This is a genomic window from Oceanispirochaeta sp. M1 (assembly GCF_003346715.1).
GTDB lineage: Bacteria > Spirochaetota > Spirochaetia > DSM-2461 > DSM-2461 > Oceanispirochaeta.
Map to the genome: position 1 here is coordinate 148487 of NZ_QQPQ01000012.1, position 15208 is coordinate 163694.

The window sequence follows — 15208 nt, forward strand, 5'->3', positions numbered from 1 at the left end:
CCTATTTACTCCTGAATCCCTGGATATAGGAGTGCCTGGCTGTGTTGTGGTCTGCGAGGTTGCTGGTAAATGTGTGTGTGCCTAACATGGAGTCTTTAACGACAAAAAAAAGATAATCTGTCTGTGCAGGATTAAATGCAGCAGACAGGGCAGTTATTCCGGGATTTGAAATTGGTGCCGGAGGAAGATCATTGTTGAGGTATGTATTGAATGCTGAAGGAATCTCGAGGTCTCTGAAAAAGATCCTTTCGGGATGCTCCTTTCCCTGTTCTTCTGTTATTACGTATATAACGGTGGCACAGGACTGAAGGGGCATTCCAATCTTCATCCTGTTATTAAAGACAGAGGCTATCAGAGCTGCTTCTTCTTCCACCCTGTACTCTTTCTCTATAATGGATGCAAGGATCAGCTTCTCCTGCAGTTTTTCATCTGACAGATCCACATAGAATGGGAATATACTGTCCAGATTCCTGAAATATGTAGCCACCATATACTCCAGAACCTTTTGCGGTGGGAAATCCTTCTGAAAATAATAGGTGTCCGGGAATAGATAACCCTCCGCAGAATCTGCAGGAATATGAAGAGACTCCATTAGCTCACTGTCATTAACTGCAGCCATAAAAGCGGCTGAGGATGTGATTCCTTTTTCTTCAAGGAGAAGTGCTATCTGTGAAGCTCTCATTCCTTCCGGAATGGTCAGTCTTAACAGTTCCTGTTTTCCCTCTTCCAGTACAGAAAGGATTTCCAGACCCGTAGATGCAGAACTGAGTCTGTAAAACCCTTTTTTAACATTCAGCTCGCGGACTGTCCTGTTATATATTTTATAAATCCAGGGATTTCTGAGAAGGTCTTTTTCTTCAAGTTTTGCAAGTACAGAGTATAAAAATTCTCCCTCATTAACAGTGAAATCAACATCATTGTCTATTGCACCGGGATTTACGGCTTTCATCGAATTAACTATGTAATAAGTGCTTCCCCCGATAAAAAGAACCAGAAGGACTGTCAATAAAATAATAATTTTTTTAATCAATCAGTTTTCTCCTGATGTTTTCAGCTGTATCGATTCTATCTGTGAAATTGTAAAAGAGCTGAAAAGTTCTTTTTCCAGTTTGTGGAGCAGCTCTCTCATCGGGATGTCCAGTTCTGCATACTCAGAAGAGAGAAACTGATACAGCCTTACCGATTCTTCTTCTGTCATTTTAAAATTCATTTCCATAAGACCAACAGTTTTACAGGATTATTTCGAGTCCCTCAACAGCCAGACGGACATTCACCTCAGGTTTCCCCTTGGATCTGTGGGTATACCAGCGTGCTGACCTCTGTATGGAAGACATTTTTTTGTCATCATAGAGGGGTTCATGGTGAAAAAGGTAAAGATCGGATATTCCGAACTCTATGGCAAAGTCCACTGCCATGCTGTAGGAGGAGTGACCCCAGTCATATTTTTCAAAGGCTTCTCCCAGCGTGTACTGAGCATCAAGAACCATGGAATCTACATTTTCGAAAAACTCAATATTTTTTTCAGAACGGCTGAAATCTTCCTGTCGGAGTTCTGTATCTGTGGAATATATAAAGCATTTGCCGTTCTGCTCCAGTTTATAGGCAAAGGATCCATTGGGATGGTTCCGTTTTATCCATGAGATACGGCCTCCGGGGATTTCCATTGTATGTCCTTTCAGAACGTGGAAATGAATCTTCGCATTGAATGAATCAAAATCCACCGGATGATAGGGTCTGACCATGAAATTCCTGAGTATCTGCTCCATTTTTGGATACGGACTGTAGAAATTCACTGTTATTGAAGGGTCATACATCATTCCGAAGTAAGGCAGACCGAGAATATGGTCATAATGAAAATGACTGAAGAAAATATGAAATTCCTTCACATTGTCTTTTCTTTTTCGTAGGGATTTTTCAAGTTCTCTGAGACCTGTACCGCAGTCGAGAATAATTATACTCTCTTCACTGAGCCTTGCTTCTATACAGGAGGTATTTCCTCCGGTTGTGCCGAAAATATAATCGGGAAGCCGGGAGAGGAATAGTTCTCTACTTTCGGGACTGACAAGGTCTGCCGGCTTTACTCTCTGTATCACAGCCGCAATCTTTGACTTGACTGCTTCTGGTGTCAAAGGTGTCGGAGAAGATCCCCTCACCCCTCTCAACCGTATATTCATTCCGCCTCCGGAGGAGATTTTCTAATCAGGAATCGATATCCAAAGGCGGGTTCTCTTCCCTTTTTTTCAACCATTCTATAATTTCTTCTTCTGAATGAAGTTTACCACGATTCATACCGGGACAGGAATCAGATTCTTCCTTCCAGGACTCTTCAGAGTCTACCACAGCATGCCAGAAGGGGTAACTGCGGCATTGAAGAGGTCTGGCGTTGTATACACTGCACCCCAATCCATTCTGCCAGAATATGCAATCGTTATTGGGTTTTTCTATAAGACTGATTCTTTTAAAAAAACCTATATCTACTATTCTACAGTATTTTTCGACAAATTCATCCTGAGAAATAGATAAATATTTTAAAAGCTGATTCAGGTCCTCTACTGATAAAAAAACGTAGCCCGGTTCATGACGGCAGCAGTGACCGCACTGAGTACATTCAAAGTGAAGACCTTCGGAATAAAAATTCTTGTTCATATGAAACCTTTAAAAACAAAAAAGCCTTCTCTATTTGAGAAGGCTCTTTATTAAATTAGTGGGGAGAGAAGGATTTGAACCTTCGAAGCCGAAGCAACAGATTTACAGTCTGCCCCCTTTGACCACTCGGGAACCTCCCCAGGATGTTATATAGAAAAAAATAGCCTTCTGTCAGATTCGAACTGACGACCCCGAGATTACAAGTCACGTGCTCTGGCCAGCTGAGCTAAGAAGGCATATTTGATGGGGAGAGAAGGATTTGAACCTTCGAAGCCGAAGCAACAGATTTACAGTCTGCCCCCTTTGACCACTCGGGAACCTCCCCAGGTTTCCCTATACAACTGATGTTAGTGAGACACTTTGTCCCGCTGACGATCGGTAATTTAAATAATCTGCCGAAAAATGTCAATAGAGTTCAGCTTATTAATTTTCGGGATATTCAAACATTCCACTCCTGTGCTGCTAATCGCAACCATGTGTTCAAAATAGGCGGAGGCTTCTCTGTTGTCTGTAATCCACTCTTTTTCCTTACTGTGTAGAAGTTTGGCTCCTCCAAGGCTTATTACCGGTTCAATGGTGAACACCATGCCTTCTGTCCAGGATACATCATCCTTGTTGAGTAATGAAAAATTTATATCAGGAGACAAATGCATCTTCAAACCTATTCCATGACCGCAGGCTTCTTCTATTAAAGAAAACCCGCTTCCGGCCAGAGCATTGTGAATTTCTTTTTTCATTGTAAAACTTGTTTCCCCGGATTTGACAGAAAGTACAGCTTTTCTGGATATTTCCCATGCTTTTTGAAGCAGAGCCTTATATTCGCTGCTCCCTTCACCGCAGATTGAGCTCCATGCTTCATCTGCAAACAGATTATTTCTGCAGATCACCAGATCCAGAGTGATAATGTCCCCTTCTGCGACTCTGTCTTTAGCGGATTTACCATGACAGACTGTTTCGTTGATATTCATATCAAAGGAGTACAATTCAGCTTCGGGGCATTTAAGTGCAAGTATGCTGAGGGCTTCATTGCGGAGAGTCATTAGATTCGAGCCGGGGTTAATTGTCCGGGAGGTTTCAAGAAGAACTTCATGAAGAAGTATTGATAATTCCCTGATTGACTCCAGCTCTAGGTCTGTCATTTTTCAGATCCGCTGATATCCCGGCGCAATACTGCAGCATCACCCATATAGATTGGTTTAGCTGTTCCCGGAAGATCGCTGTTGAATGTAAGCAGTATCCGCAGCATTCGCTGCTGAGGGAAATCTAAACATACAGGCTCCTGTGTGCAGAACAGGGGCGTTTCGGTCAGATTCCTGGATATTCTAAGGGCCTTGGCAGGATTAAATGTGATATCCGGGGTCTGGGAGAATATAATACTGACAATACTGTCAATTTGTATATTATTTTTAATCAGCAGCTCCCTGAAAAGGATATCTATTTTTTCCTGCAGCTCTATTTCTGTGTTTTTGTTCAGGGACACTGCCCCGCGTACGGCTTTTACCATATTTACTCTTCCTGTATGTTTTATGCTCCGCTGAAAAAGGCGGATAATAGGTTGATAAGCAGATAAAGTGCTGCAATCAGCGCTGTATAAGCTAGTGATTTTATATAAAAAAACGTTTTTTTACCGGCGGTCTCTTTGACCAGTAAGGAATGAAAAATAACATTTCCCAGGGAAAAAACGATATATGTATAGAAATAGATATCCATTCCTCTGAAGAGGAATCTTAGCGTTTCATCGGAAAAACGCTGAAAATTTCCAACCAGATATAATGAAAAAATGATTAGAGACATGTAAAAAAGATAAAGATTGAAACGTGTCAGAAAACGGGGAAACCATATTCTGATGCCTCTGTGGAGCCTTTTCATAGATACACGAATAATAACATAGCCCCTGATGATTTGAATACTGCTGCTTTTAAACTATGTTGCCAGATAACAGATTTAATCTTAAAATCATGTTTATGAATAATGTTCTAAATAGTTCTCAGGTCAAAGTTTCAGATGCACTGTCTTTTATCCAATCCAGGGAGGAGCTCTTTTCTTCCATGACTCCCATCCCAACAGAACTTGGTTCCTGTCTCGGTTTTAATGCAGATATAAAAGCTGTTCTTTTTGATATCTATGGTACTCTTCTTATTTCCGAAGCAGGTGATATTGGGCTGACTGCCCTGGATCAGAAAAATGAAAAACGCAATTTTTCTCTTGAGTCGAAAACTGAATCAATGGATCTTTCTTTTGATGAAATCAGGAGCTGTCTCACTGATATTATCAGACGGCATCAGCAGTATATTCTCAATGCCAGTAATGAAATCACTTATCCCGAAGTGGATATCATCTCGGTCTGGTCGGAGTTGTTTCAGGAGAAAAATCTTCAGGATTTTGACATCGGACATATCAGCAGAGCGGCCCTTTATTTTGAGATACTCAGCAATAAGGTAGATCTTATGCCCGGAGTTTCTGAACTTTTTGAATATCTTAGAGAGAGCGGATTGATCCTGGGGATTGTTTCAAATGCTCAGTTCTATACCCCTCTACTTATGGAATATCTATGTTCCATGTCCCTGGAAAAATTGGGAATCACAGAGACATTTACTTCCTGGTCCTACAAAATGGGCTGCGGAAAGCCGGATCCCCTGATTTTCAGGACACCCGTGGAGGCATTAAATAAAGAAGGTATACAGAATCATGAAATACTGTATATTGGAAATGATATGCTTAATGATATCAGCTGTGCAGCATCCCTTGGACTTAAAACTGTTCTTTTTGCAGGGGATAAAAGATCATTGCGCCTCAGGGAAGATGATTCCCGGGTCAAAGGCTCAGCGGATTATATAATAACTGATCTGATGCAGTTAAAACAGATACTTCAGGACGGCGGAAATGACTAAGAAAATAAAGACTCCCAAAGCTCCCAAAGAGAATAAGTATTCCTTTAAAAAATCCTTTAAAAGATTTAAAAACAGCCTTAGCTTTTTAATTATTCTGGTTTTTGCAGGATTTGTTTTTTACACAGGCTGGATACAGATCCGCATCCCTGAAGGTTCACACGCACTTATCTACACAAAAACCAGGGGATATGATGACGCTCTGATTGCTCCGGGTCAGTTTGTATGGCGCTGGGAGAATCTTTTCCCCACCAATATGACTCTTCATTTTCTTGAATTAAATACACAGAAGGAAGAATACAGCCTTAAAAGCTATCTTCCTTCGGGACGGATGTATGGTGAATATATAAAACATCCCGAGACCTTTGAGTACAGTATTGCATTGGAATACCGTTTTACCCTGAAGGAGACAGCCTTCAGCCGCCTTGTTGAATCAGGGGGCTTTAAATCTGACAGCCTCGAGAAAATATACAGTGAATACAGGACATCATCCAATTCTCTGATTGATACATACCTTGGGGGTGAAGGTGATCTGAAACGGCTGGAAAATATGGAAAAAGATCTGCTGGCTTTACTCACCGACAGTGACAGCAGCTTTACAGTTTCGGATTTAAGAATAAAATCGTATTCATATCCTGATACAGCTCTTTATGAAAAAAGCCGCACACTTTTTCTTGAGGAGCTTGATACCCTGAGAGAACTTGAATTCAAGGCCGAGCAGGTCTCGTCACAGATAGAAAATTCGACAATAAGAAAGATGGACCTCCTCAGACAATATGGTGAGGTGTTCAGTGAATATCCCGTACTGCTTCAATATTTTGATCTGGATAGAGACAAGCTTGATCCTTCACTGCTTAAAGAGACTGAAGCGGATTCTTAAGTCCCCTGATCAGAATCAGGCGGCCTGTTTTCATCTTTATGGAATAGTCCCCGGTTTCAAGACGATTACTGATACCCACATCTCCCTTACTCCAGCATAGGGTATTCAGGGGCCATTTGAGTCCGCTGCTGCTCATGGTGCAGTCTTTCAGGCCCACCGGGAATAGTGATACCATTTCATTCACAGAGCCCCTCCCGTGGAACTCATCGGCTATGTGATGAATCTCCTCACGGGCGGTCAGCCAGAGATCAGGCGGATTTGGCCGTTCAAAGATCGACAGAAGCGCAAGAAGATGATCAAGTCTTCCTCCCCCACCTCCAATCATGATAATTTCGGCACAGCCCTGTTCTCTGAGATGGTTAAGACTCAGTTCACTGTCTGTGAAATCTTTTTCAGAAGAGTGTTCTTCTATCATTTCAGCAGGAAAATCCTTCAGCTGCTTTTTGTCGGAGAGCGAATCCATGTCCCCAAGAATATAATCAGGCCGGATTGAATGTCTGAGGCAGTAATCCAGTCCGGAATCCGCTGCGCAAATATAGATTTCTTTACCAGTCTTATTGAGAAAATATTGGCTAACCAGATCAAAATCAGGCTGCTCTCCTCCGGTAACGAGGATTCCCTTCATAGATTACTCCAGATTCTTTTTTTAAAAAATTAGTATATTTCTCTAAAGGAAACTTTTCAAGTTCCGAAAATTTAAGAAGCGAATAAGGATGTTCGCTATATGCAAGTTATATCATGGAGGATATACGATGATAATTAATCACAATCTAAGTGCGCTCAATGCTTCACGTACAAATGGAATCAACAACTCAAATGCAGCAAAAAGCATCTCTAAGCTGTCGTCCGGTTTAAGAATCAACAAAGCGGGTGATGATGCTTCAGGTCTAGCCGTATCAGAAAAGATGCGTTCCCAGATCAGAGGCCTGAATCAGGCTTCCAGGAACGCAGCTGACGGAATCTCTTTTATCCAGACCGCAGAAGGTTTTCTTCAGGAAACCAGCGACGTGCTCCAGAGACTGAGAGAGCTGGCTGTACAGTCTTCAAACGGTATCTATACTTCTGAAGACAGAATGCAGATTCAGGTTGAAGTTTCTCAGCTTGTTGATGAGCTCGACAGAGTTGCATCACACGCTCAGTTCAACGGACTTAACATGCTTACAGGCCGTTTTGCTCAGGAAACCGGTGAAAATAATGTAACCGCGTCAATGTGGCTGCATATCGGTGCTAACATGGATCAGAGAGAACAGGTTTTTATAGGAACCATGAATTCCTCTGCATTAGGTGTACGTCAGGTTGCAACTGGAAACATCATGTCTATCTCTACTCCTGAACAGGCCAACCGTAATATCGGAGTTATTGACATGGCATTGAAGAAAGTAAATAAACAGCGTGCAGACCTTGGTGCATACCAGAACAGACTGGAAATGGCAGTTCAGGGTATCGACATCGGTGCTGAAAATCTGCAGGCTTCTGAATCAAGAATCAGAGACCTCGACATGGCTAAAGAAACTGTTGAATTTACAAAGAACCAGATTCTCGGTCAGGCAAGTAACGCAATGCTTGCTCAGGCCAACCAGAGAACACAGCAGGTTCTTCAGCTTCTGCAGTAATCCCCTGCTTTCACAAAAAATTAAACCCTTACAAAAACCCGGTCCTTCACAGGCCGGGTTTTTTTGAGTCTGTATTGACAACAGCTGTCAGGAAAGTTAAGTTCATTTTAATGAGAATAAAAGTACCCCGAGATGTTATAACAATTGCCTCAACCATTAAAGAAGCAGGATTCAGAAGTTATCTTGTGGGAGGAGCTGTGCGTGATCAACTTCTTGGTCTTCCTGCCAAGGATTATGATCTCTGTACTGATGCATTGCCTGAGGACATTATAAAAATGTTCCGGAAGGTGATTCCCACTGGTATTAAGCACGGTACGGTTACTGTGCTGATGAATAAGAATCCATATGAAATAACTACATTTAGAATTGACGGTAAATACAGTGACGGCAGACGTCCGGATCAGATCTCATTTACCGATGATCTGACTGAAGATCTCAAACGCAGGGATTTTACCATAAACTCCATAGCCTACGATGTTCTCGATCATTCTATGCATGATCCTAATAACGGAGCATCCGATCTCAAAAAGGGGATTATTCGTGCTATTGGTGTACCGGAGGAGAGATTCAGGGAAGACGGGCTGCGTTCGATACGTGCCTGCCGCTTTGCTTCTCAGCTTAATTTTACAATTGAAGAAGAGACTGTTAAGGGTATCAGGACATGTCTTTTTAATATAAAAGATCTCTCCAGGGAGAGAATCTATGAAGAGCTTGTAAAGATCATGAAGACAGATAGTCCTTCCAGGTCGTTTCATCTTTTTCAGGATACCGGAATATTGTCTCTCATCCTGCCTGAGCTGAGTCTCTGTGCGGGTGTCTCCCAGAAGGGAAATCACGATTATGATGTATTTGAACACCTTCTGATGAGCTGTGATGCCGCCTCTCCGGAGAATCCAATTGTAAGATTTACAGCTTTATTTCATGATCTGGGAAAACCTGCTGTAAAAAGTATAGACAGCGACGGAATTGCAACTTTTTATAATCATGAAATTGAATCTGAGAAAATTGCAGCAGAAGTCATGGATCGTTATAGATTTCCCAAGAATAAGGCAAACAGAATACTGCATCTCATAAGACAGCATATGTTTCATTATACAGAAGATTGGACTGATGCCGCTGTAAGACGTTTTATTCAGCGTGTAGGTCTGGAATATCTTGAGGATCAGTATTTCCTCAGGGAAGCTGATATAGAAGGTATGACAAAAGGGACTGTTCCCGAGGACTATTACGGCTTGCGGGATCTCAAATTGCGGGTTGAAAAGATTCTGGGAGAGGCGAATGCATTTACTATCAGGGACCTGGCAGTGAATGGAAGAGATATAATGGAGTCCACATCCGTAAAAGGCGGACCTAAAATTGGTATTATACTGAATGAGTTGCTTGAAACTGTTCTGGATGACCCTTCTCAGAACAACAGGGAGGATCTGCTTAATATTGCAGTGAGTCTGGCAGAAAAAATAGACTAATCTTCGGGGTTAAGTCTTAGATAAGCCTCTTCGGCAGCTTTCTGCTCGGCTTCTTTCTTGTTTTTACCCATTCCCGGGCCGTAAGTGGCGGTGTTGACAGACACTTCAATCCAGAAAGTCTTATTATGGTCGGGACCTGAGTTTTTAATGACTGAATATTTTGGATAAGTCTTGAAGTTCTTCTGACAGTACTCCTGTAAAAGAGTCTTAAAATCCCTCTTATGTCTATTCTCGAGTACTTTATCAATCTGGGGAATCAGAAGTGTCAGGATAAATCGGCCTGCTTCCTTGAATCCGACATCCAGAAAATAGGCTCCGAATATGGCTTCCATTGCATCAGCAAGTATGGCTTTCTTCAGGCGTCCACCTGAATTTTCTTCACCCTTCCCGATAAGAAGATATTTATCAATATTGAGTGGGATTGCCAGTTCGGCTAAACTTTCTTCGCTGACTACAAATGATTTGATACGTGCAAGATCACCTTCTACCTTATCAGGCAGACTGTTGAAAAGATAATCTGATACGACCAGTCCTAGAATGGAATCACCGAGAAACTCAAGTTTCTCATTATTATCATTCTGTTCCTGATGTTCGTTGGTATAAGACCTGTGACAAAAAGCAAGGTTCAGAAGATCATGCCTTCTGAACCTTATTCCAGCTTCACGTTCGAAGCTCTGAAGTTCTTTTTTGCGTAAATTATTACAGGGCATAGTGACTATGCCCTGTGAATTTGAAAAAAGTTTCACTTAGATTCGATTATTTACCGAGTTCTGTTTTGATGAAATCAAGAGCGTCAGAAACTTTTTCAAATTCCGTTGCTTTTTCATCAGGAACAGATACACCCATTTCTGAATCAATTGCGTAAAGAAGTTCGTAAGTATCCAGACTGTCTGCTCCAAGATCTTCTCTGAAGCGGGCGTCGAGAGTGATTTTATCTTCTTCGACTTCCAGTTTTTCTGCAATAAGATTTTTCAGTTTTTCGAATAATTCATCCATGTAAGACTCCTTGTATTAAGCCATATCTTCGGGCTCAATAATCTGATTACCCTTGTAGAAACCACACTTAGGACAAACTCTGTGTCTAAGAACTTTATTTCCGCAGTTACTGCAGGAAACCATTGTGGGAGTTCCCATCTTCATATTGATGGTTCTTCTTCTCCGGCTTCTTGCCTTTGATGTTTTATATTTTGGTACTGCCATTTATAATCCTCTCCTGGCTGTTATTGACTGGAAGAATATAGTACGTCCTCTTTTTTTTGTCAAGGTACTCACTTATGTAATAATAAATTAGACTATAGTTCTCACAGACTGTTTGTTTTTATTTTCTCCCGAAGCATATTTTCTACATTTTCAGGGATCATTTCCGTTACATCCGCCCCCAGAACGACGAGTTCTTTTATTGATGAAGACCTGAGAACAAAGTATTTCTGTTCTGTGGGAAGAAATATTGTCTCGACCTGTGGATTCAGCTGTTTATTAAGCATTGAAAGTTCAAACTCATAACCGAAATCATCAACAGCCCTTACACCACGCATAATGACTCTTATATCATTATCACGTGCATAATTCACAATCAGTTTATCCCATAGAGTTACTTTCACATTAGGAATACCCTCAACCATCTCTTTCATCAGGGACAATCTCTCTTCGGGAGTTAAGATATATTTTTTCTGATAATTAACTGATATAACGACATCAACAGAATCAAAGAGCTTGGCGCCCCTTTTAATAAGGTTTAAATGACCGTTTGTCGGAGGATCAAATGATCCGGGAAATACTGCTTTTACCATGCTTCTATATTAACTGCTTTAAACAGCACTTTCAATAAGCTTTATAAAGAAGCTTTGAGGCAGATTAAATTATTATTTATTTTGACATTTATCACGTAAATGGATAGACTGATTTCATGAAAAATAGAACATTCCTACTATTAATGATAATACTGTCTTTATTCTTTTCATGCAGCACAGCTCCTGTAGTTGAAAAGGAACCTGTAGTTGAAGAGGTGGCGGTTGCTGAGCCCGAATTGATTGTTGAACCTGAGCCTGTGGTTGAAGAAGCGCCTGCTGAAGAAGTTGTGGTCAGTGATGAGAGCGGTTTTGAAGTAAGCGTTGAAGTCTATAAACAGACTCTTGATGAAATGCGTGAGCTGATTAAGAAGCTGAATGGAATAATTTCAGATAGAAATTATGAAAAATGGAAACAATATCTTTCAGAAGAATATATACAGACTTATAATGACAAGACCACACTCAAAGGTATTACTGAAGGATCGAAAATACTTTCTGAAAATAAAATTGAACTTCTCAGTTTGAAAGATTATTTTGAATGGGTTGTTGTTCCAAGCCGTTCAAAGGCTTCTGTAGATGATATTGTCTTTAAAGATGATTCTCATTTGACTGTATACATGCTGATAAAGGAAAAAAGAACAATTCTTTACCAATTGGAGAGGATCGACGATAATTGGTTAATAAGTGTTTGGTAAAATATGATTTTGAGAATATAATATAAGCGGGAGTAACTAAAATGAAAAAACTTAAACTGGCTATTGTACTTTTTATATCGATGCTGATGACTGTCTCTTTGTTTGCCCAGGAAGATGAGCAGACAATTGAAGAACTCTATCTGCAGAGTCAGGTCAAGGTTAAAATAATAAGAGCGGAAGCCGAATCAGTGGATCGCGATATGAAAATGATTGCAATTCAGGATATCGAAAAAATGGTTGGTGACGGTGAAATAGCCGAAGATGACCGCGAGATGGTCGGTATACTCAGCTCCCTTGGAACAGAGGGTATAAGTAACCAGGTCATTGAACAGGGTGCTGTTATCAATAACTACCCCATGGTAAGAAAAGAAGCTGTACGTCTTCTCGGTGAAGTCGGCGGAGATATGGCAAGAGATGCTCTGGTAAACGTTCTTCTTACGGATGATGAACCAATGGTACTTGCAGAAGCAGTTGTGGCCCTTTCCAAGGTCGGTCCTGATGAGCAGGGTGTAGCAATGGCTGTACTGGCTGATTCCATGAGATCACAGACAGCTCTTAAGAAAGATAATAACTTTGCTAATGCCTTTATTCTGGCTGTTGCAAATCTTGCGGAAGCAAATGACGGTATAGATGACATCCGTGTGTTTGAAGAGCTTACCAAGATTGCTGATCCCCGCAGCGGATATATTACAGTTGTTAGAAAGAAAGCTTTTGAACTGCTGAAGAATCTTCAGGATTTTTAATTAAAGCTTATCAAACTTTTAGATAAAAAAAACCACCGTAAAATTACGGTGGTTTTTTTGTTGCTGATAACTCTTCAGGTTAAGAAAAGAAAAGACGGGTTATAGAATTTCCTTCCGGAGAGTTCCTCTCCACTCGGGTGCGTCCTCTTCCCTTTCTTCATATTCAATTTCTCTGAGGACCTTGAAATCCTTATTCTGATTATTATCAGACTGAATGACTGCAAATTTTCCACTTCCAAGATATACAATCTTTTCATGTTCCTGTACAGGCTCATTTTCAGCTATCTTTTTAATGATGCAGTCAAAGTGTGCCGGCTGTCCACTGGACTTTTCTTTGATCGCAGAACTCAGGTCTCTGATGTTCTTACCGCAGATTGAACAGCTTATTGCCGGGCCTGTGTAAGTGATTGTCTGTCTGGAATTCTTCCGGCCCCGATTATTCCTGTTACGGTTATTTTTTCGGGGGGGTCGACTGTCATTGGAATTTGATGCCACTTTTATCCTCGTTCATATGAACAATTTCATTAGTTAGTGTTAACGCAATCCGCTTAATGGCGATATCCAGATAATCGTTTTCGTTTATCTTGGATTTCAGTTCTTTAAGTTTTTTCGGATCCGTGTTTTTAGCGATTCTTACCATACGGAGCTCCTTCTCCCTAAATAAAATCCTCTATATGATCCAACTCTTTCATCCTCCTTGACAAAAGAATTAAATCAAAACCTATTGTATAATTATTATACAATGGATTCTGAAGAAGAAACAGAGACGCAAGCTTCTGAATCTTCTGGATTTTACTTTTATTTATACTGTAGTGTAAATCCTCCCATCCAATATAATCCCAATTTTTCACTTCACAAAAAATAATTTTATAACCCTTTACTGCTATAATATCGACTTCTCCGAAAGCTTTCCTGAAGTTTCTTTTTAGAATTTTATATCCGGATGAAATTAAATGATCTACTGCCCTGTTTTCGCCTGTTTTACCTTTTTCATGTTGTATCATTCTTTAATAACAGAGAATTCAGATCTACTGCTTTTACAATGAACAGATTCTTTATATCAAGAAGATTTAAAACAGGTCCCATATCTCCGGGATATTCCTTACCCGTACTGTCAATAAGGGTTATTACTTCCGGCCTTAAAGGCGCCTCGGGATTACCCTTGATTACTCTGGCCACAGTTGAGTCATTTAGCATGACAATACTGCCTAGAGGATAGATCCCCATGCTGTGGATGAAGTATCTAAGAATCTCAGGATCAAACTTCCTTGAATTGTCACTGATGATGTGCTTCATGGCCTCGTAGCCGATCATTGAGTTCCTGTAGGGTCTTTCACTGACCATTGCCTCAAAAGAGTCTGCAATGGACACTATACGGGCTTCCATGACGATATCATCCTCTTTCTTTCCCTGAGGGTATCCGTCGCCGTCCCAGCGTTCATGATGCTCCAGGGCTATCTGGGCAATTGTGTCATCGTAGCCGAGCTCCTTGGAGATAATCTGGTATGAATATACGGTGTGGCTTTTCAGCTTGTTCATTTCTGTACTGCTGAGGCCTGATTTTTTTATCTTGATCTCTTCCGGGATACGCATCATTCCAATATCATGGAGTATGGCACCGTTTACAAGCTGCAGGAGCTTGGGACGAGGCCTGTTCATGGCAAACCCAATAGTAAGTGTCAGAATAGCTGTATTAAGAGCGCTCTTGGCCATGGCACGGCTACTGCTGTTATGAGTAAGAACCATTCTTATGGTCTGCATTTTCTTGTTTTCAACTGTATCAATGAGTTTGTCGGATATCTTATCAAGTTCTGCAACGTCGATATCTTCCATCAGGTTAATTCTGCTGAACAGATTATCCAGATCTTCCAGAGTCTTGTTGTAGAATGCTGAAAGCTCTTTATCAGAAGGGATACCCCATAACTGACGGCTATTCAGTAAATCCTCGTTTTCTGATTCGGCAAACATGCCTTCAGACTGGACTTCCACCACCCCCCACTTATCAAGGCGGGTCAGATCTTTCTCTCTAATGGGAACACCTGCGGGTATGAAAAGTGTATCTTCATCAATATATACCGGTTTATTACAGGATAAACCGGGCTTTAAGTCGCTGACTTTATAATTATTCATTAATCAAACCTACTTGTCTTAAGAGAAGCTTAGCTATGGCTGAACCATTTTATGACTATATTATAACACAATTCAAATCAAGGTAGTACTATTTTCAAAAAAAAAGGGGCTGTTGCAAAAGTCTAATTAGACTAAAGCGACAGCCCTTTTCTTTTTCAAAACAATTATTCGAAAGTCTTTAAATGTAAAAAGGGGCCGCAAAGCGACCCCATCGTGCTACAATTTGTTTTACTACAAACAATTAAAAGGAGCACGAATTGAATCTTACCTCATTTTCACAATATCAGCAATTATCCCTGGATCTAAACATTTCAATTCCATTCGAAGTCACTGATCACGAAGCAGCTCTACTAATAC

At 40.8% G+C, this 15208-nt stretch carries 22 protein-coding genes and 3 tRNA genes; 6 read left to right on the top strand and 19 right to left on the bottom strand.

Annotation, left to right across the window (positions count from 1 at the left end; all coding sequences use genetic code 11):
- Window position 1 precedes the first annotated feature (1 nt).
- The 10 genes from mltG to DV872_RS10690 form a co-directional block, all read right to left on the bottom strand.
- Window positions 2-1030 (bottom strand): endolytic transglycosylase MltG, encoded by a 1029-nt coding sequence (mltG, locus tag DV872_RS10645; RefSeq protein ID WP_114629911.1) that lies wholly within the window; start codon window positions 1028-1030, stop codon window positions 2-4.
- Window positions 1031-1198: a hypothetical protein gene (locus tag DV872_RS26550; RefSeq protein WP_158546917.1), complete on the bottom strand. Its 168-nt coding sequence runs from the start codon at window positions 1196-1198 to the stop codon at window positions 1031-1033.
- 31 nt (window positions 1199-1229) lie between these two features.
- The gene (locus DV872_RS10655; RefSeq protein ID WP_114629913.1) at window positions 1230-2174 is read right to left on the bottom strand and encodes an MBL fold metallo-hydrolase; all 945 of its coding nucleotides are present in this window, start codon (window positions 2172-2174) and stop codon (window positions 1230-1232) included.
- Window positions 2175-2199: 25 nt separating this feature from the next.
- Window positions 2200-2646 (bottom strand): YkgJ family cysteine cluster protein, encoded by a 447-nt coding sequence (locus tag DV872_RS10660; RefSeq protein WP_114629914.1) that lies wholly within the window; start codon window positions 2644-2646, stop codon window positions 2200-2202.
- A gap of 59 nt (window positions 2647-2705) precedes the next feature.
- Window positions 2706-2786 (bottom strand) — tRNA-Tyr (locus DV872_RS10665).
- Between the two features lie 22 nt (window positions 2787-2808).
- Window positions 2809-2882: transfer RNA gene (locus DV872_RS10670), tRNA-Thr, on the bottom strand.
- An 8-nt stretch (window positions 2883-2890) separates the two neighbouring features.
- Window positions 2891-2971, bottom strand: a tRNA-Tyr gene (locus DV872_RS10675).
- A gap of 58 nt (window positions 2972-3029) precedes the next feature.
- Window positions 3030-3785 carry a M24 family metallopeptidase gene (locus DV872_RS10680; protein ID WP_114629915.1) on the bottom strand — a complete coding sequence of 252 codons (756 nt, stop codon included), beginning with the start codon at window positions 3783-3785 and terminating at the stop codon, window positions 3030-3032.
- Window positions 3782-4150: a chorismate mutase gene (locus DV872_RS10685; protein ID WP_114629916.1), complete on the bottom strand. Its 369-nt coding sequence runs from the start codon at window positions 4148-4150 to the stop codon at window positions 3782-3784. The genes DV872_RS10680 and DV872_RS10685 overlap by 4 nt, the downstream gene beginning before the upstream one ends.
- 20 nt (window positions 4151-4170) lie before the next feature.
- Complete coding sequence (locus DV872_RS10690; RefSeq protein ID WP_114629917.1) at window positions 4171-4515, bottom strand: hypothetical protein; 345 nt, start codon at window positions 4513-4515, stop codon at window positions 4171-4173.
- Between the two features lie 95 nt (window positions 4516-4610).
- Here DV872_RS10690 and DV872_RS10695 point away from each other — a divergent pair, with 95 nt between their 5' ends.
- Window positions 4611-5537, top strand: coding sequence for an HAD family hydrolase (locus tag DV872_RS10695; RefSeq protein ID WP_158546918.1), 927 nt, complete (start codon window positions 4611-4613; stop codon window positions 5535-5537).
- A complete protein-coding gene (locus DV872_RS10700) occupies window positions 5530-6414 on the top strand; it encodes a hypothetical protein (protein ID WP_114629919.1) in 885 nt (294 codons plus the stop codon). Before DV872_RS10695 ends, DV872_RS10700 begins: the two co-directional genes overlap by 8 nt.
- Here DV872_RS10700 and DV872_RS10705 read toward each other — a convergent pair.
- On the bottom strand, window positions 6389-7039 hold the full coding sequence (locus DV872_RS10705; protein ID WP_114629920.1) for a thiamine diphosphokinase: 651 nt from the start codon (window positions 7037-7039) through the stop codon (window positions 6389-6391). The two genes, DV872_RS10700 and DV872_RS10705, sit on opposite strands and share 26 nt — an antisense overlap.
- 127 nt (window positions 7040-7166) lie before the next feature.
- Between DV872_RS10705 and DV872_RS10710 the strand changes: the two genes are divergently transcribed.
- Both DV872_RS10710 and DV872_RS10715 read left to right on the top strand, forming a co-directional pair.
- Window positions 7167-8027 carry a flagellin gene (locus tag DV872_RS10710; RefSeq protein ID WP_114629921.1) on the top strand — a complete coding sequence of 287 codons (861 nt, stop codon included), beginning with the start codon at window positions 7167-7169 and terminating at the stop codon, window positions 8025-8027.
- Window positions 8028-8137: 110 nt separating this feature from the next.
- Window positions 8138-9493 carry a CCA tRNA nucleotidyltransferase gene (locus tag DV872_RS10715; RefSeq protein WP_114629922.1) on the top strand — a complete coding sequence of 452 codons (1356 nt, stop codon included), beginning with the start codon at window positions 8138-8140 and terminating at the stop codon, window positions 9491-9493.
- Here DV872_RS10715 and rnc read toward each other — a convergent pair.
- From rnc to coaD, 4 genes are all read right to left on the bottom strand, one after another.
- Window positions 9490-10203 carry a ribonuclease III gene (gene rnc / locus DV872_RS10720; protein WP_114629923.1) on the bottom strand — a complete coding sequence of 238 codons (714 nt, stop codon included), beginning with the start codon at window positions 10201-10203 and terminating at the stop codon, window positions 9490-9492. The genes DV872_RS10715 and rnc overlap by 4 nt on opposite strands.
- A 46-nt stretch (window positions 10204-10249) precedes the next feature.
- The gene (gene acpP / locus DV872_RS10725; RefSeq protein WP_114629924.1) at window positions 10250-10489 is read right to left on the bottom strand and encodes an acyl carrier protein; all 240 of its coding nucleotides are present in this window, start codon (window positions 10487-10489) and stop codon (window positions 10250-10252) included.
- Window positions 10490-10504: 15 nt separating this feature from the next.
- The gene (gene rpmF, locus DV872_RS10730) at window positions 10505-10693 is read right to left on the bottom strand and encodes a 50S ribosomal protein L32 (RefSeq protein ID WP_114629925.1); all 189 of its coding nucleotides are present in this window, start codon (window positions 10691-10693) and stop codon (window positions 10505-10507) included.
- Between the two features lie 101 nt (window positions 10694-10794).
- A complete protein-coding gene (coaD, locus tag DV872_RS10735) occupies window positions 10795-11283 on the bottom strand; it encodes a pantetheine-phosphate adenylyltransferase (protein WP_114629926.1) in 489 nt (162 codons plus the stop codon).
- Window positions 11284-11399: 116 nt separating this feature from the next.
- On the opposite strand from coaD, the gene DV872_RS26820 reads away from it, so the two are divergent.
- Both DV872_RS26820 and DV872_RS10745 read left to right on the top strand, forming a co-directional pair.
- Entirely contained in the window at window positions 11400-11978 is a 579-nt protein-coding gene (locus DV872_RS26820) for a hypothetical protein (RefSeq protein WP_196167397.1), read from the top strand.
- 41 nt (window positions 11979-12019) lie between these two features.
- The gene (locus DV872_RS10745; protein WP_114629927.1) at window positions 12020-12721 is read left to right on the top strand and encodes a HEAT repeat domain-containing protein; all 702 of its coding nucleotides are present in this window, start codon (window positions 12020-12022) and stop codon (window positions 12719-12721) included.
- Between the two features lie 99 nt (window positions 12722-12820).
- Here DV872_RS10745 and DV872_RS10750 read toward each other — a convergent pair whose 3' ends face one another.
- From DV872_RS10750 to DV872_RS10760, 4 genes are read right to left on the bottom strand one after another with little or no spacing between them, the layout of a single operon-like run.
- Window positions 12821-13216 (bottom strand): hypothetical protein, encoded by a 396-nt coding sequence (locus DV872_RS10750; RefSeq protein ID WP_114629928.1) that lies wholly within the window; start codon window positions 13214-13216, stop codon window positions 12821-12823.
- Window positions 13197-13361, bottom strand: a complete 165-nt coding sequence (locus DV872_RS26555) for a hypothetical protein (RefSeq protein WP_158546919.1) — start codon at window positions 13359-13361, stop codon at window positions 13197-13199. The genes DV872_RS10750 and DV872_RS26555 overlap by 20 nt, the downstream gene beginning before the upstream one ends.
- Window positions 13362-13377: 16 nt before the next feature.
- On the bottom strand, window positions 13378-13725 hold the full coding sequence (locus DV872_RS10755) for a YraN family protein (protein ID WP_114629929.1): 348 nt from the start codon (window positions 13723-13725) through the stop codon (window positions 13378-13380).
- Entirely contained in the window at window positions 13712-14851 is a 1140-nt protein-coding gene (locus DV872_RS10760; RefSeq protein WP_114629930.1) for an HD-GYP domain-containing protein, read from the bottom strand. Before DV872_RS10760 ends, DV872_RS10755 begins: the two co-directional genes overlap by 14 nt.
- Between the last annotated feature and the right edge of the window lie 357 nt (window positions 14852-15208).

Coding starts and splice junctions, on each gene's coding strand:
- DV872_RS26550 (WP_158546917.1), bottom strand. CDS start 1,198: ATGACAGAAGAAGAATCGGTAAGGCTGTATCAGTTTCTCTCTTCTGAG.
- DV872_RS10655 (WP_114629913.1), bottom strand. CDS start 2,174: ATGAATATACGGTTGAGAGGGGTGAGGGGATCTTCTCCGACACCTTTG.
- DV872_RS10660 (WP_114629914.1), bottom strand. CDS start 2,646: ATGAACAAGAATTTTTATTCCGAAGGTCTTCACTTTGAATGTACTCAG.
- DV872_RS10680 (WP_114629915.1), bottom strand. CDS start 3,785: ATGACAGACCTAGAGCTGGAGTCAATCAGGGAATTATCAATACTTCTT.
- DV872_RS10685 (WP_114629916.1), bottom strand. CDS start 4,150: ATGGTAAAAGCCGTACGCGGGGCAGTGTCCCTGAACAAAAACACAGAA.
- DV872_RS10690 (WP_114629917.1), bottom strand. CDS start 4,515: ATGAAAAGGCTCCACAGAGGCATCAGAATATGGTTTCCCCGTTTTCTG.
- DV872_RS10695 (WP_158546918.1), top strand. CDS start 4,611: ATGAATAATGTTCTAAATAGTTCTCAGGTCAAAGTTTCAGATGCACTG.
- DV872_RS10700 (WP_114629919.1), top strand. CDS start 5,530: ATGACTAAGAAAATAAAGACTCCCAAAGCTCCCAAAGAGAATAAGTAT.
- DV872_RS10705 (WP_114629920.1), bottom strand. CDS start 7,039: ATGAAGGGAATCCTCGTTACCGGAGGAGAGCAGCCTGATTTTGATCTG.
- DV872_RS10710 (WP_114629921.1), top strand. CDS start 7,167: ATGATAATTAATCACAATCTAAGTGCGCTCAATGCTTCACGTACAAAT.
- DV872_RS10715 (WP_114629922.1), top strand. CDS start 8,138: ATGAGAATAAAAGTACCCCGAGATGTTATAACAATTGCCTCAACCATT.
- rnc (WP_114629923.1), bottom strand. CDS start 10,203: ATGCCCTGTAATAATTTACGCAAAAAAGAACTTCAGAGCTTCGAACGT.
- acpP (WP_114629924.1), bottom strand. CDS start 10,489: ATGGATGAATTATTCGAAAAACTGAAAAATCTTATTGCAGAAAAACTG.
- rpmF (WP_114629925.1), bottom strand. CDS start 10,693: ATGGCAGTACCAAAATATAAAACATCAAAGGCAAGAAGCCGGAGAAGA.
- coaD (WP_114629926.1), bottom strand. CDS start 11,283: ATGGTAAAAGCAGTATTTCCCGGATCATTTGATCCTCCGACAAACGGT.
- DV872_RS26820 (WP_196167397.1), top strand. CDS start 11,400: ATGAAAAATAGAACATTCCTACTATTAATGATAATACTGTCTTTATTC.
- DV872_RS10745 (WP_114629927.1), top strand. CDS start 12,020: ATGAAAAAACTTAAACTGGCTATTGTACTTTTTATATCGATGCTGATG.
- DV872_RS26555 (WP_158546919.1), bottom strand. CDS start 13,361: ATGGTAAGAATCGCTAAAAACACGGATCCGAAAAAACTTAAAGAACTG.
- DV872_RS10755 (WP_114629929.1), bottom strand. CDS start 13,725: ATGATACAACATGAAAAAGGTAAAACAGGCGAAAACAGGGCAGTAGAT.
- DV872_RS10760 (WP_114629930.1), bottom strand. CDS start 14,851: ATGAATAATTATAAAGTCAGCGACTTAAAGCCCGGTTTATCCTGTAAT.